This is a genomic window from Pseudomonas sp. GW823-FHT02C02 (assembly GCF_058797635.1).
Map to the genome: position 1 here is coordinate 124,922 of NZ_JBXAJV010000004.1, position 24,842 is coordinate 149,763.

Here is a 24,842-nt window from a genome sequence, read left to right on the forward strand (position 1 = left end):
TACAAAATGAACAGGGGCGCGATATTACCACAGGGTTGGCACTGGCTTGCGCGACGGCTGCAACGGGATGATTCGACAGGTAAATCTGATCAATTATTGAGCAGAAATACTGATAACTGATACAAATCACCGGGCGCATTGCACGCCCGGTGAACAAGGGTCAGGCGATGTCTTCCGCCGGGGCGTCGAGGCCCATGGCATTCAGTCGGGCGTAGTAGCCATTGTGCGCCAGGAGTTCGGCATGGGTGCCGCGCTCGACGATCCGGCCTTGGTCCATGACCAGAATCAGGTCCGCCTTCTCGATGGTCGACAACCGGTGAGCGATCACCAGAGTGGTCCGGCCTTTCATGACCTGGTCCAGCGCCGCCTGAATATGCCGTTCGGACTCGGTATCGAGGGCCGAAGTGGCTTCGTCGAGAATCAGCAACGGAGCGTTCTTCAACAACGCACGGGCAATCGCCAGGCGCTGGCGCTGACCGCCGGACAGCAACACGCCGTTCTCGCCGACCTGAGTGTCCAGGCCTTCGGGCAACTGCGCGATAAAGTCCATCGCATAGGCGTCTCTTGCCGCTTTTTCGATGTCTTCACGGGGCGCCCCCGCCAGATCGCCATAGGCAATGTTGTTGGCCACGGTGTCGCTGAACAGGGTCACGTGCTGGGTCACCTGGGCGATGTGCTTGCGCAGGTTCAGCAATTTGTACTGCTCCACTTCAACGCCATCGATCAGGATCTCGCCTTTGTCGTGGTGATAGAAACGCGGAATCAGGTTGGCCAGGGTCGACTTGCCGCTGCCCGAACGCCCGACCAGTGCCACCATTTGCCCCGGCTCGACCGAGAAACTGATGTCGTCGAGTACCTGACGATCGGTGTCCGGGTAAGTGAAGCTCAAGTGGCGCACGTCCAGACGACCGCTGACGGCATCACGCTCGACCGTGCCGGTATCGATTTCCGGCGCGACGTCCAGCTGCTCGAAGATGCTCTCGGCACCAGCCACACCTTTCTGGATGGTCGAGCTGACTTCGGACAATTGACGGATCGGCTTGGGAAGCAGGCCGGCCAGGGTGATGTAGGCGACCATGTCACCGGCCGACGCATCGCCGCGCAGGTACAGCACCAGGAACATCAGCACCGCCATGGCGCTGTAGATCACCAGTTGCAGCAACGGCGTATAGATGGCGCCGGTACGGGTCATGCGCAGTTGTTTGTCAGTATTGCCCTGGCTGGCCTCGTAAAAGCGCTTTTCTTCGTAGACTTCGCCGCCGAAGCTGCGCACCACGCGATAGCCCTGGATGGTTTCCGAAGCCACGTGCGTCACGTCGCCCATGGCCAACTGGATTTTCTTGCTTTGCTTGCGGAATTTCTTGCTCGCGGTGCGTACCATCAGGGCGATCAACGGCAGGATCGCAACCATCACCAGCGTCAGCTTCCAGTTCATGAACAGCAGCGAGGCGAACAGGAAGATGACCGTCATGCCTTCTCGGATTACGACCTTGATCGCATCTGTGGCCGCCCCGGTGACCATCGTCACGTTGAAGGTGATACGTGAAATCAGATGACCCGAGTTATGCTTGTCGAAATACCGATTGGGCAAAACCAGCAGGTTATTAAACAACTGCACACGTAAATCATGGACCAGCCCGAGGGAAACCTTGGCCAGAAAGTAGTTGCCCAGATAAGATCCCAGCCCCTGCCATGCGGCGATCAGGATGATCAGCAACGGCACCGCCTGCAGCAGTTGCAGGTCTCGCAGGTAAGGCACGGTTGGAAACAGCACTGCCTCGGGGTTGGACAGGCCGTCGACGAAGTACTTGAGGATGTAGCCGAGCATTGGCTGCGTCGAAGCGAAAATCAGAAAACCGACGATGCTGATCAGAAACAGGCTGATATACGGCCGGACATAGCCGAGCAGGCGGAAGTAGATTTTCAAGCTCGAAGGGCTTGCGGAGAGACTGGAGTCGGTCATATCACGCGAATGTCGATAAAAAGGACGCTGACTTTAGCACAGCTTCCTCAGGGTTCTGGCAATCGCATAAAGGCTGTTATTGTTACGCGTCAGATTAAGCATCAAATAGCCATCGCTCCAAAATGGCCGATCAACTTCAGGATTGAATCTCTCAGCATGCAACTCAGCGGTTTCAATAGCGTATCCAATCGAGTCTTCGATTTCATTTGCCTCTGGATTCTTCCGGTCGGCTACTTTTTGCTTTTGTGCGCGCTGTTTTTCCTGCCGGGACGAAGTCTGCATCACAAGCTTTTTTATGGCCTGTTCAGCATTCCAGCGCTGATTGCCCTTTGCTTGCGGCCCCGTGAATTCAAGGAATTGCTGCGCGAACCGATCTTCGTCGCAGTGCTGGTGTTCGCAGCCTGGGCGCTGGTGAGTTTGTGCTGGGGTCCTGAAAACAAAAGCATCGGTCAGTTCAAGCCGCCACTGCATACATTGTTGTTGTTTGCAGGCTGTTACTTGCTGGTGCGTTATCGCAGTGAAATCGTTCAGCCGCTGTTGTTCAGCGCCTCGATGGTCGCCCTGATCGGCACGGCTTACTACTTATGCCTCTTTGCTCGAGTCTACGAGCCCGGGCTGCGGCTGATAGGTGGCGGCGCGTTCGACAATCCTTTGCTCAGTTCTCACATCTTCGGCTTTTTTTGCGCGTACTGGCTGAGTTTGAGCATGACCTGCAAGCGCCAGAAAGTGCTCTGGCTGAGCATCCCGGCGATGGCCATCATGTTCGCTGCGGTGCTTGAAACGGGGTCAAGAACGCCTCTGGTTGCACTGACGTTGGCGTCACTGTGGCTGAGTTTCATTTGTTGGGGTCGCAGGTCCGTGGTCTTGCTCGGCGCGCTGCTCATCAGTGGGGCAACGGTGACCGTACTGTTCTCGCAGATGATCATCGAACGCGGCGACTCCTATCGCTTTGAAATCTGGCAGTTGGCCCTGAACAAAATTGCTGATCACCCGTGGATCGGTCATGGCTATAACGCGGACCTGGCCATCGACCCTGGGGTTGGTACGAATTTTCAGGAGCCTCACAGCTTTGTATTGGGCGTGCTCTATTACGTCGGCATTCTCGGCCTTCTGCCGTGGTTGTTCTTTCAAGCCTGGGGTTTGCTGAACAGCTGGCGCCATCGCGTGCAACCGCTGTTCATCATTGCGTCCACCTGGCTGGTATTCGGCATCGGCGCGGGTTTGACCGAAGGTGGCGGGATCATTTCCCGACCGAAGGAACACTGGTTCCTGCTGTGGATTCCGCTGGCGCTGATCGCTGCGCTGAGCATTAACCAGCGCGCCAAACGTTTATTGGCGATGCCGGTCAAGTCACTGAAATCGACCGTCATGCATACGATGACTGCCAATGCGCAGGTGATTGAAGAAGATGGTCTGGGCCCCAAAGTGCTGCGTCTGGTCGATGGCAGCTTCCTCAAGCTGTTCCGCCGCCGCCGCTGGTACACCTCGGGTAGCTTCAACCCCTATTCCGAACGCTTTGCGGTCAACAGTGAGCAATTGCGCAACCTCGGCATTCCCACCCCGCAAATCCTTGACCTGTATCGGCTCGACGATGGCAGCAGCGCCGTGCACTACTCGCCACTGCCGGGCAATACGTTGCGTCAGGTGCTGCAAGGCATTACCGCACCGGCGGTACGCCAGGCGCTGGTGGAGCGGTTCGGCAAGTTCATGGCGCAACTGCATGAACAGGGCGTCTATTTCCGCTCGCTGCATCTGGGTAACGTGCTGGTGTTGGAAGATGGCGAGTTCGGCCTGATCGATGTCGCCGACATGCGCATCTATCCTTCGTCGCTGAGCCTGTCCCTGCGTCAGCGTAATCTGCGCCATATGCAGCGCTACACGGTGGATAAGCGCTGGTTGTTCGAAGACCATTTCGAAGCACTGCTCCAGGGATACGCCATGATGGCGTCGAAATCCGCTGTCGACAACCTGCACAGGCAAGTGCTGGCCGGGAGTTCCCCGGCTCGGACTCATTGATGACTGAAACCAATCCGTTCATTGCGCTGGCAGCCTACCTGCTGGCCATCGTGACCGCCGCCCTGTTGTTGCGCGCCGTTCCGAAAATCACCCGTCACCTGGAGCATTCCGGCGAAAGCCGCTATGCCAGCATTGACGGACTACGCGGCTATCTGGCGTTTGGTGTGTTCGTGCACCATTCGGTCATCACCTGGATCTTCCTGCGCACCGGCGTTATCGAATTTCCGCCAAGCAACTTCTACTCGCAGCTGGGCCAGGGAAGCGTCGCGCTGTTTTTCATGATCACCGGTTTTCTGTTCTGGAACCGATTGCTCACTCAGGGACGTCAACACGACTGGCTGGCCTTCGCAGTCTCTCGGGTGTTTCGCCTCTACCCGTTGTACCTGCCGTTGATGCTGATTGTATTTGTCACGGTGTTCTATCTGCAGAACTGGGAACTCAAGGACCCCGGCATCCGACTGGCCGGGCAGATACTGGCCTGGCTGACGTTCGACCGGCCGGACGTCAACCAGTACCACCAAACCGGCATGCTGATCTCCAACGTCACCTGGACCCTGGGCTACGAGGTGTTTTTCTATCTGGCGCTGCCATTGGCCGGCATGGTCTTCATTTATCGCGGCAGCTGGCTGCAAGTGGTGCTGTGCCTGATCGGCATTTACGCTCTGTACCAATTGGTCGGGTGGGAGCACTCACTGAAGAAGCACTTTCTGGCGAGTTTCCTGGGCGGCATTGGTGCGGCGTACTGGATACGCCGCCCACACTTGATGGCCTGGGGTCAGACGCGACAGGCGGGGATTATCGCGTTGCTGGCGCTGGCGATTGCCTTTACGGCATTCAACCGCGCGTTCAACCTGCTGCCACTGCTGCTGCTTTCCCTGTTTTTTGTCATCGTGGCCTCTGGAAACACACTGTTCGGCGCTCTCAAGCCGCGCAGCATCCGCTGGCTCGGGGAAATCAGCTACAGCACCTATTTGCTGCACGGGTTCGTGCTTTGGGTGATGGTGCAACGCCTGCCGCTGGTGATGGATCTGGACGCTCGTGACACCTGGACCTATCTGTCGCTGCTGGCCGTATGCACGTGCCTGCTGATTGTCATCAGTAGCCTGACGTTCTTGTACATAGAAAAGCCAGGCATGTCGGCCGGCCGCAAACTCTTGCAGTGGCTGCGCCAAGGCAAAAAGGCCGAAAAGAGCCTAACGGAGAAGGTCGCTCGCTGAAGCGATCAGCCCCCTTTCCAAAGCTGATAACGCATCCTCTGTAGCAGCTGGCACAACCGAACGCAGGTTTCGCCAGCTGCTGCACAGATCGCGATACGACCTTAGTCTTTTTCCAACGGCGAGAAATACAACCGCCCCAGACCGCGCCAGGTCTTCTTGTTCCAGGCCCTGAACGGGATCTGCGCCAGCAGCTCGCGGGCGAGCTTGCGGTCACGGTTGGCGGTCTTGAGGAACATAGAACTGAGGAACTTGTAACGCACCTCGTCGTACAGCGGATGATCGCTGAACAGCGCGTAGGAGCGCAGGATGTTGTCGACCATGAAGCGGTGGTTCTTGTAGGAGTTGGTGGCGTGCTTGCGATAGCGCGCCATCAGCACATTCAGGCCATCGATAAAGTAACCGGCACGGGTCACCTTCAGCTCGATCAGCAAGTCTTCCAGTCGGATGTTCGGATCGAACCCACCCACCTTGTCCAGCGCTTCCCGGCGGATCATCAGGGTTGGCGCGGGCGGATAGGGTTTGCGCTCCAGGAACATGTCATCGAAATCCAGACGACGGAACGGCACATCACGGCGCTGACGCTTCTCGGGATACAGATTGCCGTCGGCGTCGATCAGCTCGATGTTGCCGGCGCAGATACCGACCTCGGGCTTGCCATCCATGTACGCCACCTGAGTCGCGATGCGCTCCGGCAGCATGATGTCGTCGGAACCGAATGGCACGATCAGGCTGCCCTTTGAACGGGCAATGGCGCCATTGAGCGTGTTGGTCAGCCCCTGGTTCTGCTGAACCTGGAAATCGAAACCGTACTGCGCCTGCAACACCTTGATCCGCTCGACGCTGTCATCCTTGGAGCCGTCGTCGACCACCAGCAGCTCGATGTTCTTATAGGTCTGGTTGAGGACGCTGAGAATGCTTTCCTCGATGTAGCGAGCGTGGTTGTACGACGCGATGATGACGGTTACGAGAGGTTGCGCGTCGCTCATGGTTGTTCCTTGCGGGCCTGTTCCAGGCCGGAGTCGATCAGGTTCAGGTATTCCTGGCGGAACACCTCGATGTCATGTTGTTCCTGGAGATAACGGAAGGACTGCTCGCCCTTGACCTTGAGCTCGTCATCCGACAGCCCGAGGTAGTTATCCAGTGCCGTGATCAGGCTCGGCACGTCTTTTGGCGTAATCGCCAACCCGCCGGCACCTTCGATCAACGGCAGCATGGCCGGCACGTTGGAGGCGATCACCGGCAGATGCCCGCTCATGCCTTCGAGCAGCGCCAGTCCCAAGCCTTCAGCCAGGGACGGCATGGTCCAAATGTCGAACGCGCGAATGTACTGCAAGGCGATTTCCTTGAAGCCCAGCAGGTGCGCGCGACCGGTCAGGCCCAGGCTTTCGATTTCGGATTTCAGGCGCGACTCTTCGCGGCCGGCACCGATGATCGCCAACTGGGTATTGGGGTATTTGTCTTTGAGCGCAGCAAACGCCTGCAACAGATAGGTGTGACCCTTGACCGGCACCAGACGACCCAGCGCCCCGATCAAGCGCACCGACGGATCGATGCCCAGCAGTTCACGGGCACGCTCGCGGGTGTGCTGCAAGCCTTCGGCCTGCTCGATGTCGATGGCGTTGGTAATGGCGTAGGTATTCTGGTCGGTGAAACCGCAGTCACAGTCCAACAGGTACTGCTTGACCGCCGGCGACACACCGACGAAACGCCAGTGACGATCGATCAGGCGCTGGGTCTGGCGACGCCGGTAAAACCGGTCGTACTCGCCAAATCCGTGGGAAATGCCGATGCACAGCGGGACCTTCAACCAGCGGTTGAGCGTCAGCATCATGTTTACCGGCTTGAAGCGGTTACAAATCACCACGTCGAATTTTTCTGCGCGGCAAAACTTGTACAGCTGCCACATCGCCCGCAGGCGCATGCCCTTGAGGGACTTGTCGGAAAACTCGAAGTACACCGAACGGTCGGCCCGGCTCACAGCCTCGCCCGGCCCGGGTTTGCCACGCAGGAATGCCGCCGTGACTTCATAGCGATCACTCGGCAGCGCCTTGACGATCTGCTCCGCGAGGTCGGCAAAATCATGGGCTTTGACGTTGTAGTCAGGCTGCAATTGCAGAACCTTTGACCGTTGACTCATAACTCTCCCCGGTGAAAACCTGTCGCATCGATGACCCAGGCCGGTTCGGCGGCAATACGCCTGACCTCGGCTGGATCGGGTGGAGGTAACCGTGACCACTCGTTGCGTTTCCAGCAAACAAAATGGAAGTACGGAAACCGGCGATCGCCATCGCGATCATTACTCAAACAGCCATTACGCCAATACCAGCGTTGCGGAAAATCATCCGTGCCGTCGTGCCACTTGATACAGCCACCCGGCGTGCTGAACGCCTCGGTGAATTCGCTGCGCCGACGCCACGGATTGAACTTGCCCACCAAAGTGAACAAAGGCTCGGGGAAATTCTTGCGCCAGAGAAAGATCCGACTGAATGCGCCCTCGTCCAGCGCATGATGCTCCTGATCGGTGAAGCGCTTTCGCCAGTCCTTCATCTGCATGAACAACTCACGTTTGCGGGCGTTGTTGCGCATCAGGCAGAGATGCCCTGCTACCCGCCGCTCGTGAGTCGAGAACAGGTCATAACCGGCCAGACGATCAGGGGTGAAGTAACTTCGCAGGTCACCATACACCAGATCAATATCGCCGAACCCCCAGAAATCATAGCCTTGCAAGCGGTCGGCATGAATATGCCCCAGCGCCGGCTTGATGTCGCAAAGCTTGTAAGCTGTATCCGGTGCAAAATCGATGCCCAGCCGTTTTGACACCAACCCGCAGTATTCGCTGAACGTCATGAACTCGACGGTGACGTTGGGTGGCAGGTTATCGGGCGTGCCGCAATCGCTGAACAGCAACCAGTCGATATCGGCATTGCGACGACAACTTTCCAGGAAAAACGGCATCCAGAACGGCCATTGGCCGAAATACGGAATCAGAAAAACAATGCGCGGGCGTGGGTTGATCACAGAAGAATCACTGCAGTGGTTTAAGACGCGGCCATGCTAGACAGCGAAGTGCTTCATTTCTGCTGTCGAGATGTTTCATCATGATTCAAAAGCCATAACAATTCATGACGTCTGACCGCCTTGCGAAAAAATTCGTTTTCGCCATAAAGGGGCGGCACTCTAAGGGCCAGCAGACGCTGTATCAACCGACGCAAACGTCGCTTGAACGGCATGGGCGGTTGCAGGTCATGCATCATGCCCAGTGCCATGGCTTTATCACGCTGAAGGTCCAGCGACAGCGGCAGGCAGCAAGGCTGCATCGGTGTGGTCGAGTCGAAGGCCGGCGGCAGCGCGATGCCATGCCCCGCATCGCCCATCGGCCAGCGATCGTTATCGTGCAGATGATTGGCGTAGCCGAGCAAGGTGGTCGGCTGCCATTCCAGGCCTCGCAAGGCTTCAAGGACCGCTTGCTGGGCACAGAGATGATCGGGATGCGGGTCGAGCGCCGGGTGCGGCAGCACGATCACTTCAGGGCGCGCGCGCAGTATCAGTTCACGCAGATCGGCCAGCAGGTTGTTCCAGGTCGGAGCACCGTCGACGTCGCCCGGCAGGGCAAATGGATTCAACTGGCGATACACGCGGGTGTCGCTCAATTCGGCTTCACGGGAACCCATCGGCTTCGCCGGTGCGGCCTGCATCGCAGCCAGTTGCAGGCAGAAATAACCCAGCTGCACGCAATGCGCTTCAGGCACGCCAGCCCAACGCGGCACAGCGATGCTGTCCCAGGCGCGCAAACGGCCCTTGAGCCGCGCCGCCTCGACCTTGTTCAGGCCGATCTGCTGATAATGCTCGGCTTCGATTTCACCGGCGGTGAGGGTCACGATCCAGGCTTCATCGGCCTGGCTGTATAAACCATAGGCGGCCAGTTCGGCGTCATCGGCATGAGGGGCGATCACCATTACGCGCTGGCGGCGGTAATCCGGTTGTTCCAGCGCCCACAGCACAGGCTCACCGAGCAAGCGGCAGAAGCGTCCGTGCAGGCGCAACTCGCCCCGCGACAATACTTGCGCCTGACCACTGAGGTTCAGGTAACGCAGGCCATTCACACCGCGCTCAAAGGTTTGCCGGTCCGGATTGTCGCCACCCAACAACTCGACCACCGGGTCGATAAAGCGCCCCAGCCACGTGCTTTTTACCCGCAGCGCCAACACCAGCGTTGCGTAGTCGACCAGCATCACGCCTTCGTCCAGGCGTAACCGCTCACCGTCCAGATGCACCTTGGGCTGCGGGGTGTAGGGCGGGAAGCTGTATTGGTAATCGTCTTTGGGCGAATAGAACAAATGGTCGGCGAACCATGCCTCGTGGGCAATCCAGCCCAGCACCGCGAGTACCAGCGGCAACCACCACGCCACCAGCACGCCGATGGCAATCAACAGCACCAGCGCGATCAACAGGCCGATGCGTTTGTTGCGCCGATGGCGCTTGAGCAGTTGCTGTTTGCGGCTCATGGGTTCACTCACACGGTGAAGACCGGCACGGGATTGCACCAGCGGTCCTTGTATTCCCGGTCGGCGCGGCCGAAGGAGAACCGCAAGGGTTTACCCAGGGCGCGGGCGTGTTCCCAGGCACTTTGGGTATTGAGAAAACTCAGCACGCTGCCGGGGCTGAACTCGCGCGTTTCGGGATCGACACCGCCATTGATGTACTCGACGCTGATCCACTCCGGCGCCTCGACGCGGTACACCAGTTGAATCGCAATCGGCGCATCGTTGAGGAAAATCACCGAGCCGATCAGCAAGTCCCGCAGCAGCTCGATCACCTCGCCCATGCGCTCGGCGCCGGTGGCCGGGAAGCCCCAGCGACGCTGGAACAGGTCGCAATAGATCGCGCCCAGCTCAGCGCTGGAAAACTCGGCGACCGGCCGCACCACCCCGCCCGCCTCTTCCAGCAGACGCAATTCACGGCGCTGGTTGTAGCGAAACTTCTTCGACAACTCCTCGGGCGTGCGGGCCATCGCCAGTTGCTCAGTCTGCAGCTTGATGCCGGTGAAACGGCCTTCGTTGAGCGCCGACAAATAACGTCCGCGATGGCGCAGCGGCGCCTGCGCATCAGCGGCGGCCGGCAGGATCAACTCGGCATTGCCGAGGTCGAACAGGCCTTTTTTACCACGGCGCTTGAGTACGTCTTTGGACAGCGCCAGGTCACGGCCCCAGGTCGGGATAGCGGCTTTAACTTCACCGTTTTTTTCCCAGGCCAGGTAACGCACCGGGATCCCGGCCAACTGTGCCAGACGTTCAACTACCAGAGGATGGGTCGCGACGCTGCCGCCAAAACGTTGCCAGGCCTGTGCATAAGTCGAGGCGTCGACCACCGCCCAGCCCCGTTCGCGCCAGCCTTGAAATCGGTTAAGCATCAGCCCCTCGGTGCCAGTTCAGTGACGTGCGGCAAATGCCAGAAAGCATCGCGTACCGCGCGGTCGGAGAAACGCTCACGCAGGCGATCGAGCATCAGCTCGGCACACTGGTGACGTTGCTGGTCGTCCATCGCGGCCAGGTGTTGCAGCCCTTGGGCCAGGTGTTCGGCATCGCCCAACGGGAACAGAATGCCGACGCCTTCGACGACTTCCTTGGCCCCACCGCACGCGGTGGCGAGCAACGGTACACCGGCGGCCATGGCTTCGAGCAGCACCATGCCGAACGGTTCGTGATCAGAACTCAGGGCAAACACATCGAAGGCACGGAAGTAACGACGGGCATCCGGCACCTGGCCGAGGAACAGCACGCGGTCGCCGATACCCAGCTCCCGGGCCAGGGCCTTGAGGTCCTCCTCCAGGCGACCACTGCCGAGGATCACCAGTTGACTGTTGCCCGGCAAGCCCGGCAATGCCTCGGCAAATCCGTGCAGCAGCGTGGTCTGGTCTTTGTCTGGGTGCAGCCGTCCGACGTTGCCGACAATCCAGGCATCCGCCGACAGGCCGAGGGTTTCCCGGGCCTCGCGCACCGACACCTGGCTGGTTTGCAACGCCGGCACATCGACACGGTTATACAGCGTCTGAATCCGCCCGGCCGGCCATTTCGGCAGACAACGGCGCATGTCGTCACGCACCGCATCGGAGACCCCGAGCAGGCTCAGGCGCTTGCGGAAAATATGCGCGAACAGTTTGCGGGTGCCGCGTTTGTAATCGCCAAACGCGTGATGCACACCAATCACCGGCAGCGAGGTGCCGAGCAAGGCGATGTAGATCGGCTTGAAGCGGTGAGCAATGCAGAAACTGAAATTGCGCGAGGCGGCGATCTTGCGCAGATCGCTGATGGCGCCCAGCTTCAGGCCACGAATGGCCTTGGAGCTGTATTCCATGAACAGCACTTCATCGGAAGCGCAGTTCGCGGCGACTTCGCTATCGGCGGCCCCGGTCAAAAAGACCGTGGTCACCCGATAACCGGTCCCCGCGAACAGGCTGGCGTACTGCCGGGCGCAGTCCAGGAACGGCCCGTCATAGCCGTGGCAGAACTGCAACACATGGCGTTCAGCCGAGCGTGTCATAAGCGTTGGCGCCCTCTTTGACCACCAGGATGTCTTCCATGATCAGATACTGTAGATCGGAACCGAAGAACATGTTCAGCGCGTCGGTCGGCGAGCAGATCATCGGCTCGCCACGACGGTTGAGCGAGGTGTTCAGCGACACGCCGTTGCCGGTCAGCACTTCCAGCGCCTTCATCATGTCGTAATAACGCGGGTTGTATTCGCGCTTGAGCACCTGGGCCCGGGAAGTGCCGTCTTCGTGGACGACTTCCGGCACGCGGGTCTTCCATTCTTCAGCCACTTCGAAAGTGAAGGTCATGAACGGCGCCGGGTGATCGATCTTGATCATCTGCGGGGCCACGGTGTCGAGCATCGACGGGCAGAAAGGCCTCCAGCGCTCGCGGAACTTGATCTGGTGGTTGATGCGGTCAGCCACGCCGACAGCGCTCGGGCAACCGATGATCGAACGACCGCCCAAGGCCCGCGGACCGAACTCCATGCGGCCCTGGAACCAGGCTACCGGGTTACCGTCGACCATGATTTTGGCGATGTTTTCCGGCATGTTTTCGAGTTTGCGCCAGACCGGCGTGCTCGGATGACGGGCGCACGCGGCGACCACGTCTTCGTTGCTGTACGACGGGCCGAGGTAGACGTGTTCCATCTTCTCGACCGGCACGCCACGGGCATTGGACACGTAGGCTGCTGCGCCGACTGCGGTGCCGGCATCGCCGGAAGCAGGCTGTACGAACAGCTCCTTGACGTCGTCACGGGCGATGATTTTCTGGTTGAGCTTGACGTTCAACGCACAGCCACCGGCGTAGGCCAGTTTGCCGGTTTCCTTGAGCACGTCGCCCAGGTAGTAGTCGATCATCTGCAGCGCAATTTTTTCGAACAGCGCCTGAATGCTGGCGGCGTAGTGGATGTACGGCTCGTCGGCGATGTCGCCTTCGCGCTTCGGCCCCAGCCACTCGATCAGCTTCGGCGAGAAGTAGTAACCCTTGCCCTTCTCTTTATAACGGCGCAGGCCGATCACGTTGGCGTAGTCGGTGTTGATCACCAGTTCGCCGTTCTCGAACGAGGCCAGACGCGAGAAATCGTATTTGCTGGCATCGCCGTACGGCGCCATGCCCATGACCTTGAACTCACCGTCCAGCATGTCGAAACCGAGGAACTCGGTGATCGCGCCGTACAGGCCGCCGAGGGAGTCCGGATCAAAGAATTCCTTGATCTTGTGGATCTTGCCGTTTTCGCCATAACCGAAGAAGGTCGTGGCGTACTCGCCCTTGCCGTCGATGCCGAGGATCGCGGTTTTCTCTTTGAAACCCGAGCAGTGATAAGCGCTGGAAGCGTGGGCCAGGTGGTGTTCAACCGGCTCGATCTTGATTTTCTTCGGATCGAAGCCCAGTTGCTCCAGGCACCAGACGATCTTGTTGCGATAGCGCTTGTAGCGACGGTTGCCCATCAGGATCGCGTCGAGTGCGCGGTCCGGGGCGTACCAGTAACGCTTGGCGTACTGCCAGCGAGCCTTGCCGAAAATGCTGATCGGGGCGAACGGAATCGCGACCACGTCAACGTCGGACGGCTTGATGCCTGCCTGCTCCAGGCAGAACTTCGCCGATTCGTAAGGCATGCGGTTCTTTGCATGTTTATCGCGTACGAAGCGCTCTTCCTCAGCCGCCGCGACCAGCTTGCCGTCGATGTACAAGGCTGCTGAAGGATCATGGCTAAGGGCGCCGGACAGGCCAAGAATCGTCAATGCCACAGGGGTCTAGCCTCTTTAGTCTGCATGCAGGCGACAAGCGCCTCAAAAATTGATGTGCCCCTCGCAAGGGGCGAGAGACAGCTAAAGGGCGGGATTATAGCTTAAAAGCGACGGCAAGCCTCTAGCGGGAAGTGGCAAGCAGCAAGCTCACGCGTTGACAGCAGAAAGACGTCGACATAGGCTCCTGCTCAAATGGACTGGGAGATCCCGGTCGGCGCTATAGCCTCGGTGAGTTCATCGGGGCTTTTCGCTTTCTGAAACAGGGAAAACCTGTTTCAGGACTAGACACATCACCCGCCGGATTACAAAAGCGCTACCCGCGGCCTGCTCGCCAGTAAATACTCAGATTGCCGTCGATAGCCTGGCGGTAAATCGCATAGGGCAAGGAAACGGTGTCCATGACCCCTGACAGGGTCAGGTCCAGCAACACAAAGGGGACGAGGAAGCCGGTGGGATCTGGCGGGGCATTCAGGATGCAGAAGTCGTAGGCCAGGCCGCTGTAGATGCGGGGAATGGACTGGCAGTAGGTTTTTTGTTTTCGCAGGCCGCGAGCGGCGTCTTCGTCATCTTGCAGCACCGTCAGCGCGGTCCCGCATCCCGATAAAGCCAGTGAGAATGTAGCGATTGCAACAGCCGTTTTTATGGTCAAGGTTTGCCCTCCGTGAACGTCAGGCGAAACTAGCATCGCGGCTCTTCAGCGCACAGTTCACGGGGTCTGGGGATCATGTAGGACGGTTCACAAGAACTTGTCCTCTTAATCCCGGGTGTCTGTTCTGGCCCCATCGCGAGCAGGCTCGCTCCTACATTTGATCTGCGGTGAACACAGAGCCCCTGTGGGAGCGAGCCGGCTCCGGGCGGCGTTCCGACGATAGCGTCGAAGACCCGATTCAGGCCGCGCCAGAGATGTCTTTGGGCAGACGCTGGTCAATGACCTGATACAGCGCACTGCTCTCGGGCCAGTTACGCATGAACCGCGCCCGGTCCCGCGCATACGCCGGGGCAAAGCTGCTTGTCGAGCCATGCTGACACATCGAATCCAGATCGATCAGCGCCCAGCGATCCTGCTGCCAGAACAGGTTGTGCCCCTTGAAATCACCATGGCTGATGCGCTCGCGGATCAGCTCGGCAAACAAATGATCCAGCGCCACCAATTCAGCCTCGGGCGCATCACCCTTTTCAACGTACGGCGCAAAGCGCTCGATGATGTCCGGCCCCGGCAGATACTCAGTGATCAAGTACGCCCGGCTGCGCAGCCAGAGAAAACGCTTCTCCAGCAACGCCAGCGGTTTGGGCGTGGCGATGCCGAGGAACGCGAGGCGATTGCCTTCGCGCCACGAGTGCCAGGCACGGCTCGGACGCCAGAAGCGTTTGAGCCAGTGGGCAAAGCCTTTGATGTTGTAGCGCTTGATCACCAGCGTCCGACCACCAACCTCGACTTTTCCTACACTCGCTGCACCGCCAGTCTTGTACAGATGGCCCTGATCGAGCAAGGCATCGGCCTGTTCCAGCACCGGCAGCATCGCCGCCTCTTCTTCACGACGAATAGCCCGCAAGCCAAAAGGCCCGCGCTGGACGCTGAACAACGAACATTCGCGCCCCACCTTGATCAGGTAGTCCTTCAAGCGCCAGCTGCGAACCTTGTCGATCTGCTTCTGCAACGCTTCCATCGGCAAGGCGTGTTCGCCGTTACTCAGCAGGTAATACACCAGCAATTCTTCGGTGAACGGTTCCAAAGACTTGGGCAACTGGGCGAAGAACACGCCGAGGTTTTCCAGGACTTTCTGCCGTGACAGCGGCTGGCCCGGGGTCTCAGCACAGACTCCGCCGCCATCGATCAGGTACAGCCGACCGCGCTGACGCAGGAGGTTGTCCAGATGAAGGTCTTCCTGCCAGAGCCCCTTGCGATGCATTTGGCCGATAGCGCCTAACGCCTCGGCCAACACGGCCCCTTGCATATCAGCCAGCACCGGCAAGTGTTCGACTTTTTTCCAGGTATCCCCCAGGCTCTCGGCGCCTTCGAGGAAATCGAACAGTAGCCAGCCGCCCTCGCCCTCTTTCAGGCCGTCCACCAGCAACTGCGGAGTGGTCAGCCCTTGATCGGCGAGCAAACGCACGCCGTCCAGTTCACGCTGAAAATGCCGCGCCGCCTTGCCGCCGACCAACAACTTGGCCAGCACCGGCCGGCCGCGCCACACGCCGGCGCCGACATAACGCTGCCCCGGCAATACGCGCAACAAGCTCAGCAACTGCAACTCGGCGGGACCGGCAGCATCGGCCAGTGAAATGCTCATCGGCAGGCTCGGGCTGCGGCCCGCGCCTTTCAATTCGGACAAACGCATCAGCGCGCCTCCTTGTGACTGCGTCGCGCGGTGAGGCGCGAAACCCAACTGTCCACCAGCGAACTGTCCCGTGGCTGATCCACATAAACCGCCAGCAATTCGCGCAACTGCGCTTCGGTCCACTCCGGCGCGCGGCGCAGCAACGGTTCCAGGTCCTTGACCCGGTCACGCTGGCCGAACAGCAACGGCCGGGTTTTTTCCAGGTCGATCAACTGCGCCTGATAACCCTCACCCGTGGCCTGGAGGAAAATGTGCTTGGGGTAGAAACAGCCGTGAAGCTGGCGCACGCCGTGCAGGCGCCGCGCCAGCTCGCCACAGGCTTTCATGATGGCCGTGTGTTGCGCTTCGCTCAGGTCCGACCAGCGCTGCAACAGCGAATCCAGGTCATCCCAACCGTCCAGCGCCCGGGTCAGAAGAACCGCCCGCACTTCCCCATCGACTTTGCGCTCACCAAAAAACGCCGCTTTCAGCGCCGGAATACCCAGCTTCTGATAACGACTGATGTTACGAAACTCGCGGGCAAAACTCGGTTCGCCGAACGGCGCATGGAAGGTGCGCGTCAGGTAGTTGCTCTGGCGCTTGAGGTAGTAGCCATGACCTTCCAGATCCAGCCGAAACACGCTGCTCCAGCCGCCACCGACGGTGTTGGGCTCATCCACCGCCTCGAGCTGCTTGGCCCACAGTGCGTCAAAAGTGCCGAGGCCATGGCGCTCAAGCAGCGCACGGTCTTCAGCGGCCAGGAAATCAGTCATTCGCGCCCCTCGAAAAATCTCACCACGTGCCGGATGCGTTTTTTGTCGTCGGCATTCAGCCGGTCACGCTGGCGGTATTGCAGGTAAAAGCGCAGGCGCTGGGTGGCCGACAGGTGATATTTCGCCACCTTGTCGAGGCAGGCCAGGTCTTTGGTGATCCGGTATTTGAGCCAGAAGCCGCGCCAGAAATCGCCGTTGGGGCAATCGATCAGGAACAGCTTGGCCTCATCGTCGATCAGCAGATTGCGCCACTTCAAATCGTTATGGGTGAAACGGTTGTCGTGCATGGTCCGGGTGTAACCGGCCAACTGACGGCTGACGGAATCGACCCAGGCGCGGTCCGCCAGCTTGGGATCGTGGCGGTCGGCGAGGGCCGACAAGTCTTCGGTGTTGGGCAGTTCGCGGGTGATCATCGCGCCACGAGCATACGCCGCGCCTCGCCGTTCCAGCCCCCAGGCAACCACTTCAGCGGTCGGAATGCCCCACTTGGCGAAGCGCTTGAGGTTCTGCCATTCGGCCTTGACCCGGGGTTTGCCCAGGTAGCGGCGCAGGCCTTTGCCGGCACCCACGTAGCGCTTGACGTAATAATTGACGCCGTTGCGATTGACGCGGATGACCTCGGACAACGGGTCGCGGGTCAGGCGTTCACCCTGAAGCGCAAACACTGCTTCCAGGCTGCCAAAATCTTCCGTCAGATCGCTGTAAGCAGGTTCCAGCTTCCAACCGGGCATCAGAGCGCATCCCCGTATCGCTGTTTACGGTCGTAAAGTTTGTTGGCTTTGCCTTCAAGCCAGGCGAGCAGCGGCGCTTCTTCAGCCAGAATCTGGCGCAATGGCTGCTGGAAGTAGCCTTTGAGGAATCGCAGTTTGTCGCGTTGGGTCAGACCGATGTCCAGGGCCGAAAAGTACAACGCCGCCAGATCCTTGTTGCGCCAGCGCTGAGTAATGGCCGGGCGGGTCTGGGCGCGGTGCAGGTCGATCACCGAGAGCTTGAAATCTTCAGCCGTCACCGGTTTATCGGTGTGCAGCAGGAAGTGGCAGATGTAGCAGTCGCGGTGGTTGACCCCGGCGCGGTGCATCATGCCGGTCATGCGCGCGACTTCGGCGATCAGCGCGCGCTTGAGTCTGGGCTCGGGCGGGTTCTTTATCCAGTCGATGCTGAAGTCTTCGAGGCTGACGGTGGGCGCCAGTTCTTCGGTGACGATAAACGAGTGTTGATCCGCCGGGTTGCTGCCCTTTTCGCCATAAGCGACGGCGGTCATAGTCGGTACGCCGACTTCTTTGAGGCGCTGAATGGCCTTCCACTCCTGACCCGCGCCGAGCACCGGCAGCTTGGCCGTCAGCAGGTTCTTGAAGATCTCGCCCCAGCCGATGCCACGGTGGATCTTCACGAAAAAGCCATTGCCGTTTACTTCAGTGCGCAAGGTCCGGCGCGCTTCCAGTTCACGGTAAACCTCGCCCTGCAAGCCTTCCACTTCGGTGAACGCATCGCGTCCGGCCCAAAGGCTCTTGAACGGTTCAGCCAGCATCAACTTCATTAAGCGTGCTCCGCCAGAATCACATCGGCCGCGTGCTGCGGCATGCTGTAGAGGTCGGCCGTCTCAGCGAACGCCAGACCGTTGCGGCTCCAGGCCGCCCGTGCTTGAGCGTCGTTCAACATGCCGGTCAGGTACTGGGTCAGCTGCGCCTGATCGAACGGTTCGTCCAACACCAGGCCGGCGTCGGCCTCGGCGATGTAATGGGCGTAACCACAGACCGCGCTCACCAATACCGGCAACCCGGCCACCAGGGCTTCGAGCAACACGGTCCCGGTGTTTTCGTTATACGCCGGATGAATCAGCAGGTCGGCACCCAGCAGGAAACGTGGGATATCGCTGCGCCCCTTGAGGAACGTCACGTTGTCGCCGAGCCCCAAAGTGGCGCTCTGCATCTGGAATAATTTGGGGTCATCCTGGCCAATTACAAACAGCCGGGTGCGTTTCTTCAGATCAGCGGGCAACGCGGCCAGCGCCTTGAGGCTGCGATCCACACCCTTGGTCTTGAACCCGGAGCCGATCTGCACCAGCAGCAGCTCATCGTCCTTGAGGTTGAATTCGCGACGGAAATCGGCTCGGATTTCGGCGGCATTGGCGGGTGCGCGACGGTCCTGGGAGATCCCCGGCGGCAGCAAATGGAAGCGTTCCAGAGGTGTGTCGTAATGCTTGATGAACAGCGGCTGCTGGACTTCGGAAATCATCAGCACTTCCGTCTTGGCGTCCTTGGCGAACACCGCGCGCTCGTACTCGGCGAAGTGCCGGTAGCGGCCCCAACGACGGTACAGCGAGTTGCGCAGGTTCTGCGCCTTGTCTTCAAAGCAACCATCGGCGGCGTAGTAAACGTCCAGGCCCGGCATCTTGTTGAAGCCGATCAGACGGTCCACAGGACGCTTGGCCAGGTCCGCCTCCATCCACTCGCTGAGCTTTTCATTACGGCGATGATTGAAGAACGCCTTGACCGGCGCCACCAGCACTTCGAAACCCGGCGGGACATCGCCTTCCCAGATCAGCGTGTAGACGCGAATCTGATGGCCGCGCTGTTGGCACTCGAGGGCGATGCGCATGAAATCGCGCTGCAACCCCCCGAACGGAAAGTACTTGTACAAGACGAATGCCAATTGCATCAGCGCAGCTCCTCAGCCAGTAACAACGTGCTCAGTCGGGTCGCGACACGCTCGGGATTCAGACGCGTGAAGCACAGGGGCCACTCGCGTTTCAGGTCGAACTGACGGGCATCTTCGGCCGTCGGTTGATACGTACATTTCTTTTGCAGGCACGGCGCGCAGGGGAAATCGCTGGCGATGTGAATCTGCGCCTTGCCGTAGGCGCCGGTCAGGCCCGGGTTGGTCGGACCGAACAGCGACAGGGTCGGTACGTCGAGCGCGGCGGCCAGATGACCGAGGCCGGTGTCCACGGCCACGCAGGCTTGAGCACCAGCCAACACTTTGCCGACACCGGCCAGGTTCAGTTTGGGCAGCACTTCGACATGCCGGAACCCGGCGGCGATGCGTTCGGCCCGGGCCTTCTCGACCGGATTGCCCCACGGCAGCTTCACGGCAACACCGAGATAGCCAACGCGCTCGGCCAGTTCGCGCCAATAGGCTTCCGGCCAGTGCTTGGTGTCCCACGTGGTGCCGTGCAGGAACAGCACATAGGGGTTCTTGCGCGGCAGTTCCACCAGGCGCTCGACGTTCAAGCCGTAATCGCCCAGGCCTTTGGGCAGGTCGTAGCCCAAGGCCAGAGCGAACAATTGACGTACCCGCTCTACCGCGTGTTGTCCACGGCCCACGGCCAGACGACGGGAATAGAAACGTGCGGCGATGGGCTCGCGCGCCGAGTCCTTGTCGAGCCCGGCGACCGGCGCTTTGACATAGCGCGTCAACCAGGCGCTTTTGAGCAGGCCCTGGGCATCAATCACCAGATCGTATCGGGTGGCGCGAACGCTTTGTTTGAAGCGCTTCCACTCGCCACTCTTGAGGGTTTGCCAGAGGTTCTTGCGCCAGCGACGGATCGCCACCGGGATCACCTTGCCCACGGCCGGGTGCCAGGTCGGGATCTCGGCGAAGCCTTCTTCCACCACCCAGTCGAACGTGATGCCGGGGATCGCCCGCGCCGCGTCGGTCAACGCGGGCAACGCGTGAATCACGTCGCCCAGCGAAGATGTCTTGATCAACAGAACGCGCAAGCTATTTGACCTCGACCACAGTGCCCTGCAACCGCTGCAAGGCTTCGTTCACCGCTTGCGGCATGAGCTGGCGCAGGCAGTTGTAATGACCGAAGCGGCAGGTGCGATCGAAGCACGGGCTGCATTCGAGGCCCAGGCGCACAATCTCGACGTGCTCGGCCAAGGGTGGCGTGAAGCCCGGCGATGTCGAACCGTAGACGGCCACCAGCGGGCGGTTGAGCGCAGCGGCGACGTGCATCAGGCCGGAGTCGTTGGACACCACCGAATCGGCGCAGGACATCAGGTCGATGGCTTCGGCCAGGGAGGTGCCGCCGCTGAGGTTGACCGACTCTTCGCGCAGGCCGGGAATCAGCCGTGCGCGGATGTCTTCGCCGACCGCGTGATCGTTTTTCGAACCGAACAGCCAGACTTGCCAGCCTTCGCGGATCTTCGCTTCGGCGACCTTGGCGTAATGCTCGGACGGCCAGCGCTTGGATTCGCCGAACTCTGCACCTGGGCACAGGGCCAACACCGGGCGGTCGAGGGTCAGGCCGAACTTGGCCAGCGCCGCCTCGCGGGTGACCGGGTCGATCTGCAAGCTTGGCCGTGGATACGGTGTCGGCAGTTCGGCACCGCGCTCAAATGCCAGCGCCATGAAGCGCTCGATCATCAGCGGATAACGTTCTTTATCCAGCGTGCGTACGTCATTAAGCAGGCCGTAGCGGAACTCGCCGCGCCAGCCGGTGCGTTTCGGGATGCCGGCGAAGAACGGCACCAGCGCCGACTTCAAGGAGTTTGGCAGCAGGATCGCCTGATCGTACTGGCCGGCCAGGGATTTGCCGATGCGCCGACGCGTCGCCAGCTCCAAGGCGCCATGGCCGAGCGGAAAGCTCAAGGCCTGACGGACTTCGGGCATGCGCTCCAGGATCGGCCGGCTCCATTCGGGGGCCAGGACGTCGATTTCGCATTGCGGGTGGCGTTGCTTGAGACACTGAAACAGTGTCTGCGCCATCACCATGTCACCGACCCAACTGGGCCCAACGATCAGAATTTTCATGTGGTTTCCATAAACGAACCGGGGAGGCATACGCCTCCCCGCCTCGAGAATCACTGCGGGAGCCTGTCGGCTTGCGATGGGTCATCACCTTCAACATTGCTGTCGACTGTCACTCCGCTATCGCGAGCAGGCTCGCTCCCACATTGGGATTTGGTGTGCATCGTTCTGCGATACAAAGCAGATCTACTGTGGGAGCGAGCCTGCTCGCGAAGGGGCCGTCACATCCAGCATCGATGGCGACTGACACCCCGCCTTCGCGAGCAGGCTCGCTCCCACATTTGAATCTTGTTGCTTCAACTCGCGCGTTTCAGCTTAACCCTAGTTCACGCCAGATCCGCAATACCTGCCGACGCTCATCGACAAACTGGTCACCCGGTATCACCCCGGGGTCCTTCTGCAAGGCCTGCCGGTGGGCGGCGGAACGGTAGGCCTTGTAGGCCTCGCGTAGCAGGCTGGCGTCTTCGGCAGGCATCAGCCCTTCGTGTTCCAGCTCTTCCAGAATGCGGATGTTATCCGTCCAGCGCAGCAATGGCGGGTGTGTTTCGGACCACGCCAGGGCCGCGTATTGCACCATAAATTCAATATCGACGATACCTCCGGCGTCCTGCTTGAGATCGAATGGCGCCGTGGCCTCGAAGGCATTTGCCGCCGTGCCGGCTGCGGTGCTCTTGCTACCGAGGTTATCGCGCATCTTGGCGCGCATCTCGCTCACCTCCTGACGCAAGGTCGCCAGGTCCCGGTGTTTGCCCAATATCGTCGCGCGCACCTTCTCGAATGCCTGGCCGACATCCTGGCTGCCCACCAGCACCCGGGCCCGCACCAGTGCCTGATGTTCCCAGGTCCAGGCTTCGTTTTCCTGGTAGCGGGCAAACGCCCCGACCGAACTCACCAGCAACCCCGAGGCGCCGGAAGGTCGCAGGCGCATATCGACTTCATACAGCTGGCCGGAGTTGGTCTGGGTGGTAATCAAATGAATGATCCGCTGCCCCAACCGGGTGAAAAACTGCGCGCCGTCGATAGGTTTCGCTCCGTCGGTTTCCGCCTGCGGATCACCGTCATGGATGAACACCAGGTCAAGGTCCGAACCATGCCCCAATTCCAGTCCGCCGACTTTCCCATAACCGACAATAATGAAGCCCGGATCGCACAACGTGCCGTCGGTGCGCAGTGGCGTGCCATATTTGGCCACGGTCTGGCGCCAGGCCAGGGCTAGTACTTGTGCGAGGATCGCTTCAGCCAGCCAGGTCAGGTAATCGCTGACTTTCATCAACGGCAGGCTGCCGGCGATTTCCGAAGCGGCGACCCGCAAGCGGTGCGCCAGTTTGAAATGGCGCAGGGCTTCCATTTGCTGTTCGAGGTCGTCTTCGGGAATCCGCGTCAGGCGCTCGCGCAACTCGGCGGCCAGTTCCGGCGCCAGGGGGGGCTTGAACAATCGACCTTCATTGAGCAATTCGTCGAGCAGCAGCGGGAAGCGGGTGATCTGCTCGGCGATCCATGGGCTTGCCGCGCACAAGGTCAGCAAACGTCGCAGGGCGCCGGGGTTCTCGGTCAGCAGCACCAGATACGCCGAGCGACGGGCCACCGCTTCAACCAGCGGCAGCACGCGCTCAAGTACCAGATCCGGATTGGCATGCTCGACCGCCTGAGCCAGCAAACGCGGAATAAATGCATCGAGGCGTTCGCGCCCCAGACGCTGCATCGCGCGCAACTGCGGGCTGCTGCGCAAACCGGCCAACGCTTTCAGTGCCTTGGTGGCATCGGCAAAACCGCCCTCTTCCAACTGACGGCAGGCGGCTTCTTCATCCTGGGCCTCTTCCCACAGCGGCAGCCATTCACCGCCGACCACCACTTCGCTTTCGGTGCCTTCCTCTTCATCGGGATCGGCGATCACTTGTCCAAAGTGCCAGGCCACGCGGCCTCGCCAATACATAAGCTGCGCATGGAAAGCCTCCCAGTCAGCGAAGCCCAACATAAAGGCAATGCGCGCCTGATCCTGCGCACCGTCCGGCAGCATCTGGGTCTGGCGGTCGGCAATCGCCTGGATCGCGTGCTCGGTGTACCGCAGGAATTCATAGCCTTCGCGCAGCTCGCTGATCACCGCCGGCGGCAGGTAACCCTGACCTTCCAGGGTGCTCAGTACTTTTAATAGAGGGCGTTGCTGCAGGCTCAGGTCGCGACCGCCGTGGATCAGCTGGAACGCCTGGGCGATAAACTCCACTTCGCGGATGCCGCCCGAGCCAAGCTTGATGTTGTCGGCCATGCCTTTGCGCCGCACTTCCTGCTGGATCAGCTGCTTCATGGTGCGCAGCGCTTCGATCGCCGAGAAGTCGAGGTAACGCCGGTAAACGAACGGGCGCAGCATCTCTTGCAGTTGCGCGCCGGCCACTTGATCGCCAGCCACCACCCGCGACTTGATCATCGCGTAGCGTTCCCAGTCGCGGCCCTGGTCCTGGTAATACTGCTCCAGCGCGTTGAAGCTCAACACCAGGGCACCGGCCGAGCCGTAAGGCCGCAGACGCATGTCGACCCGGAATACAAAACCGTCGACGGTCATCGGGTCCAGCGCCTTGATCAGGCGCTGGCCGAGACGAATGAAGAATTCCTGGTTATCCAGCGAGCGTTTCACGCCGACGGTTTCGCCGCCCTCGGGGTAGGCGAAGATCAGGTCGATGTCCGATGACAGGTTGAGCTCCACTGCGCCGAGCTTGCCCATACCGAGGATGACCATCTGCTGCGGCTCGCCGCTGCGCCGGCCGGTGGGCACGCCGAACTGCTGGCAATGCCGCGAGTACAACCACTGATAGGCCTGATCGATGCTCGCATCGGCCATGTCCGAGAGGTCGCGGCAGGTCTGGACCAGATCAGCCTGACGAGTCAGGTCGCGCCAGATGATCCGCACTTGCTGACGGGTGCGCTGACGGCGCAAGGCGCGACCGAGCTCGTCATCGGTTTCGGCCGCATTCACCGCTGCCGCTATCTGCCCGCACAACTCGCCCGGTGCGAAGCTGCGGTCCAGTTCGCCGGACTGCACCAGCGCCAGCAACATCAAGGGGTCACGCACACTCTGTTCGGTCACGAAATCGCTGGCGGCGGTGACGCGGGCGAATTGCGCCCAGCGCTCAGCTGTCCAGGCAGACAGGCCATGGTCATCTTCCAACTCGGCAACGGCGGTACGGAACGACTGCTCGGCGCGGGTGACAAACGGCAGGAGAATGCCGGGCAGTTCGGCAAGCGGTGGGAGGCTCATGGTCTATCCTTGATCGGCGTGTAGAGGGCGGCATGTAGTGATTTTTCAAAACGCACTACGTGATCGACTGTCGAACAAAGGTTAGAAATAGCTGAAATTTCTTTATTTTTGGCAGGCAGCATCAAGCTTTCACCTTTTTCGGTTGGCAAAAGACCAACCTTAACGATTATTCTCACAACGCAGCCGGAGGCCACAAGCCGCTCATCTGTAGTTTTACTACTCGTATATACATCCAGATAGCTGAAATGCCCGATGATTTGTAGTAAAACTAC

At 60.1% G+C, this 24,842-nt stretch carries 21 protein-coding genes; 2 read left to right on the plus strand and 19 right to left on the minus strand.

Features of this window, described 5'->3' with window-relative positions; genetic code table 11:
* Window positions 1-160: 160 nt before the first annotated feature.
* Entirely contained in the window at window positions 161-1,963 is a 1,803-nt protein-coding gene (gene msbA, locus AC1ROI_RS08320; protein WP_102593657.1) for a lipid A export permease/ATP-binding protein MsbA, read from the minus strand.
* 33 nt (window positions 1,964-1,996) lie between these two features.
* A complete protein-coding gene (locus tag AC1ROI_RS08325) occupies window positions 1,997-2,245 on the minus strand; it encodes a hypothetical protein (RefSeq protein WP_224795494.1) in 249 nt (82 codons plus the stop codon).
* A gap of 51 nt (window positions 2,246-2,296) precedes the next feature.
* On the opposite strand from AC1ROI_RS08325, the gene AC1ROI_RS08330 reads away from it, so the two are divergent.
* Together AC1ROI_RS08330 and AC1ROI_RS08335 are read left to right on the plus strand one after the other, a co-directional pair.
* Window positions 2,297-3,979, plus strand: coding sequence for a bifunctional O-antigen ligase/aminoglycoside phosphotransferase family protein (locus AC1ROI_RS08330; RefSeq protein WP_256580098.1), 1,683 nt, complete (start codon window positions 2,297-2,299; stop codon window positions 3,977-3,979).
* On the plus strand, window positions 3,979-5,196 hold the full coding sequence (locus tag AC1ROI_RS08335; RefSeq protein WP_102593655.1) for an acyltransferase family protein: 1,218 nt from the start codon (window positions 3,979-3,981) through the stop codon (window positions 5,194-5,196). Before AC1ROI_RS08330 ends, AC1ROI_RS08335 begins: the two co-directional genes overlap by 1 nt.
* Window positions 5,197-5,297: 101 nt before the next feature.
* Here AC1ROI_RS08335 and AC1ROI_RS08340 read toward each other — a convergent pair whose 3' ends face one another.
* The 17 genes from AC1ROI_RS08340 to AC1ROI_RS08420 all read right to left on the minus strand — a co-directional run bounded on the left by AC1ROI_RS08340 (window position 5,298) and on the right by AC1ROI_RS08420 (window position 24,692).
* Complete coding sequence (locus AC1ROI_RS08340) at window positions 5,298-6,182, minus strand: glycosyltransferase (protein ID WP_010464275.1); 885 nt, start codon at window positions 6,180-6,182, stop codon at window positions 5,298-5,300.
* On the minus strand, window positions 6,179-7,333 hold the full coding sequence (locus AC1ROI_RS08345; protein ID WP_102593654.1) for a glycosyltransferase family 4 protein: 1,155 nt from the start codon (window positions 7,331-7,333) through the stop codon (window positions 6,179-6,181). Before AC1ROI_RS08345 ends, AC1ROI_RS08340 begins: the two co-directional genes overlap by 4 nt.
* Window positions 7,330-8,214 (minus strand): DUF6625 family protein, encoded by an 885-nt coding sequence (locus AC1ROI_RS08350; RefSeq protein ID WP_010464281.1) that lies wholly within the window; start codon window positions 8,212-8,214, stop codon window positions 7,330-7,332. Before AC1ROI_RS08350 ends, AC1ROI_RS08345 begins: the two co-directional genes overlap by 4 nt.
* Window positions 8,215-8,267: 53 nt before the next feature.
* Complete coding sequence (locus tag AC1ROI_RS08355) at window positions 8,268-9,701, minus strand: PIG-L deacetylase family protein (RefSeq protein ID WP_102593653.1); 1,434 nt, start codon at window positions 9,699-9,701, stop codon at window positions 8,268-8,270.
* A gap of 8 nt (window positions 9,702-9,709) precedes the next feature.
* Complete coding sequence (locus tag AC1ROI_RS08360) at window positions 9,710-10,606, minus strand: antimicrobial resistance protein Mig-14 (RefSeq protein ID WP_083375195.1); 897 nt, start codon at window positions 10,604-10,606, stop codon at window positions 9,710-9,712.
* Window positions 10,606-11,736: a glycosyltransferase gene (locus AC1ROI_RS08365; RefSeq protein WP_077747654.1), complete on the minus strand. Its 1,131-nt coding sequence runs from the start codon at window positions 11,734-11,736 to the stop codon at window positions 10,606-10,608. The genes AC1ROI_RS08360 and AC1ROI_RS08365 overlap by 1 nt, the downstream gene beginning before the upstream one ends.
* On the minus strand, window positions 11,720-13,477 hold the full coding sequence (locus tag AC1ROI_RS08370; RefSeq protein ID WP_102593652.1) for a carbamoyltransferase family protein: 1,758 nt from the start codon (window positions 13,475-13,477) through the stop codon (window positions 11,720-11,722). Before AC1ROI_RS08370 ends, AC1ROI_RS08365 begins: the two co-directional genes overlap by 17 nt.
* Window positions 13,478-13,790: 313 nt before the next feature.
* Window positions 13,791-14,126: a YceK/YidQ family lipoprotein gene (locus AC1ROI_RS08375; RefSeq protein ID WP_102593651.1), complete on the minus strand. Its 336-nt coding sequence runs from the start codon at window positions 14,124-14,126 to the stop codon at window positions 13,791-13,793.
* Between the two features lie 238 nt (window positions 14,127-14,364).
* Window positions 14,365-15,816, minus strand: a complete 1,452-nt coding sequence (locus tag AC1ROI_RS08380) for a lipopolysaccharide kinase InaA family protein (protein ID WP_102593650.1) — start codon at window positions 15,814-15,816, stop codon at window positions 14,365-14,367.
* A complete protein-coding gene (locus AC1ROI_RS08385; protein WP_102593649.1) occupies window positions 15,816-16,568 on the minus strand; it encodes a lipopolysaccharide kinase InaA family protein in 753 nt (250 codons plus the stop codon). Before AC1ROI_RS08385 ends, AC1ROI_RS08380 begins: the two co-directional genes overlap by 1 nt.
* A complete protein-coding gene (locus tag AC1ROI_RS08390; RefSeq protein WP_010464295.1) occupies window positions 16,565-17,299 on the minus strand; it encodes a lipopolysaccharide kinase InaA family protein in 735 nt (244 codons plus the stop codon). The genes AC1ROI_RS08385 and AC1ROI_RS08390 overlap by 4 nt, the downstream gene beginning before the upstream one ends.
* Complete coding sequence (rfaP, locus tag AC1ROI_RS08395) at window positions 17,299-18,105, minus strand: lipopolysaccharide core heptose(I) kinase RfaP (protein ID WP_077747650.1); 807 nt, start codon at window positions 18,103-18,105, stop codon at window positions 17,299-17,301. Before rfaP ends, AC1ROI_RS08390 begins: the two co-directional genes overlap by 1 nt.
* A complete protein-coding gene (locus AC1ROI_RS08400; protein ID WP_077747649.1) occupies window positions 18,105-19,226 on the minus strand; it encodes a glycosyltransferase family 4 protein in 1,122 nt (373 codons plus the stop codon). The genes rfaP and AC1ROI_RS08400 overlap by 1 nt, the downstream gene beginning before the upstream one ends.
* Entirely contained in the window at window positions 19,226-20,287 is a 1,062-nt protein-coding gene (gene waaC, locus AC1ROI_RS08405) for a lipopolysaccharide heptosyltransferase I (protein ID WP_077747648.1), read from the minus strand. The genes AC1ROI_RS08400 and waaC overlap by 1 nt, the downstream gene beginning before the upstream one ends.
* Before the next feature lies 1 nt (window position 20,288).
* Window positions 20,289-21,323 (minus strand): lipopolysaccharide heptosyltransferase II, encoded by a 1,035-nt coding sequence (waaF, locus tag AC1ROI_RS08410; protein ID WP_010464302.1) that lies wholly within the window; start codon window positions 21,321-21,323, stop codon window positions 20,289-20,291.
* A 307-nt stretch (window positions 21,324-21,630) separates the two neighbouring features.
* Window positions 21,631-24,570, minus strand: coding sequence for a bifunctional [glutamate--ammonia ligase]-adenylyl-L-tyrosine phosphorylase/[glutamate--ammonia-ligase] adenylyltransferase (gene glnE / locus AC1ROI_RS08415; RefSeq protein WP_077747646.1), 2,940 nt, complete (start codon window positions 24,568-24,570; stop codon window positions 21,631-21,633).
* Complete coding sequence (locus tag AC1ROI_RS08420; RefSeq protein ID WP_256580097.1) at window positions 24,567-24,692, minus strand: hypothetical protein; 126 nt, start codon at window positions 24,690-24,692, stop codon at window positions 24,567-24,569. Before AC1ROI_RS08420 ends, glnE begins: the two co-directional genes overlap by 4 nt.
* Window positions 24,693-24,842: the final 150 nt, after the last annotated feature.

Coding starts and splice junctions, on each gene's coding strand:
- msbA (WP_102593657.1), bottom strand. CDS start 1,963: ATGACCGACTCCAGTCTCTCCGCAAGCCCTTCGAGCTTGAAAATCTAC.
- AC1ROI_RS08325 (WP_224795494.1), bottom strand. CDS start 2,245: ATGCAGACTTCGTCCCGGCAGGAAAAACAGCGCGCACAAAAGCAAAAA.
- AC1ROI_RS08335 (WP_102593655.1), top strand. CDS start 3,979: ATGACTGAAACCAATCCGTTCATTGCGCTGGCAGCCTACCTGCTGGCC.
- AC1ROI_RS08340 (WP_010464275.1), bottom strand. CDS start 6,182: ATGAGCGACGCGCAACCTCTCGTAACCGTCATCATCGCGTCGTACAAC.
- AC1ROI_RS08345 (WP_102593654.1), bottom strand. CDS start 7,333: ATGAGTCAACGGTCAAAGGTTCTGCAATTGCAGCCTGACTACAACGTC.
- AC1ROI_RS08355 (WP_102593653.1), bottom strand. CDS start 9,701: ATGAGCCGCAAACAGCAACTGCTCAAGCGCCATCGGCGCAACAAACGC.
- AC1ROI_RS08360 (WP_083375195.1), bottom strand. CDS start 10,606: ATGCTTAACCGATTTCAAGGCTGGCGCGAACGGGGCTGGGCGGTGGTC.
- AC1ROI_RS08365 (WP_077747654.1), bottom strand. CDS start 11,736: ATGACACGCTCGGCTGAACGCCATGTGTTGCAGTTCTGCCACGGCTAT.
- AC1ROI_RS08380 (WP_102593650.1), bottom strand. CDS start 15,816: ATGCGTTTGTCCGAATTGAAAGGCGCGGGCCGCAGCCCGAGCCTGCCG.
- AC1ROI_RS08385 (WP_102593649.1), bottom strand. CDS start 16,568: ATGACTGATTTCCTGGCCGCTGAAGACCGTGCGCTGCTTGAGCGCCAT.
- AC1ROI_RS08390 (WP_010464295.1), bottom strand. CDS start 17,299: ATGCCCGGTTGGAAGCTGGAACCTGCTTACAGCGATCTGACGGAAGAT.
- rfaP (WP_077747650.1), bottom strand. CDS start 18,105: ATGAAGTTGATGCTGGCTGAACCGTTCAAGAGCCTTTGGGCCGGACGC.
- AC1ROI_RS08400 (WP_077747649.1), bottom strand. CDS start 19,226: ATGCAATTGGCATTCGTCTTGTACAAGTACTTTCCGTTCGGGGGGTTG.
- waaF (WP_010464302.1), bottom strand. CDS start 21,323: ATGAAAATTCTGATCGTTGGGCCCAGTTGGGTCGGTGACATGGTGATG.
- glnE (WP_077747646.1), bottom strand. CDS start 24,570: ATGAGCCTCCCACCGCTTGCCGAACTGCCCGGCATTCTCCTGCCGTTT.
- AC1ROI_RS08420 (WP_256580097.1), bottom strand. CDS start 24,692: ATGCTGCCTGCCAAAAATAAAGAAATTTCAGCTATTTCTAACCTTTGT.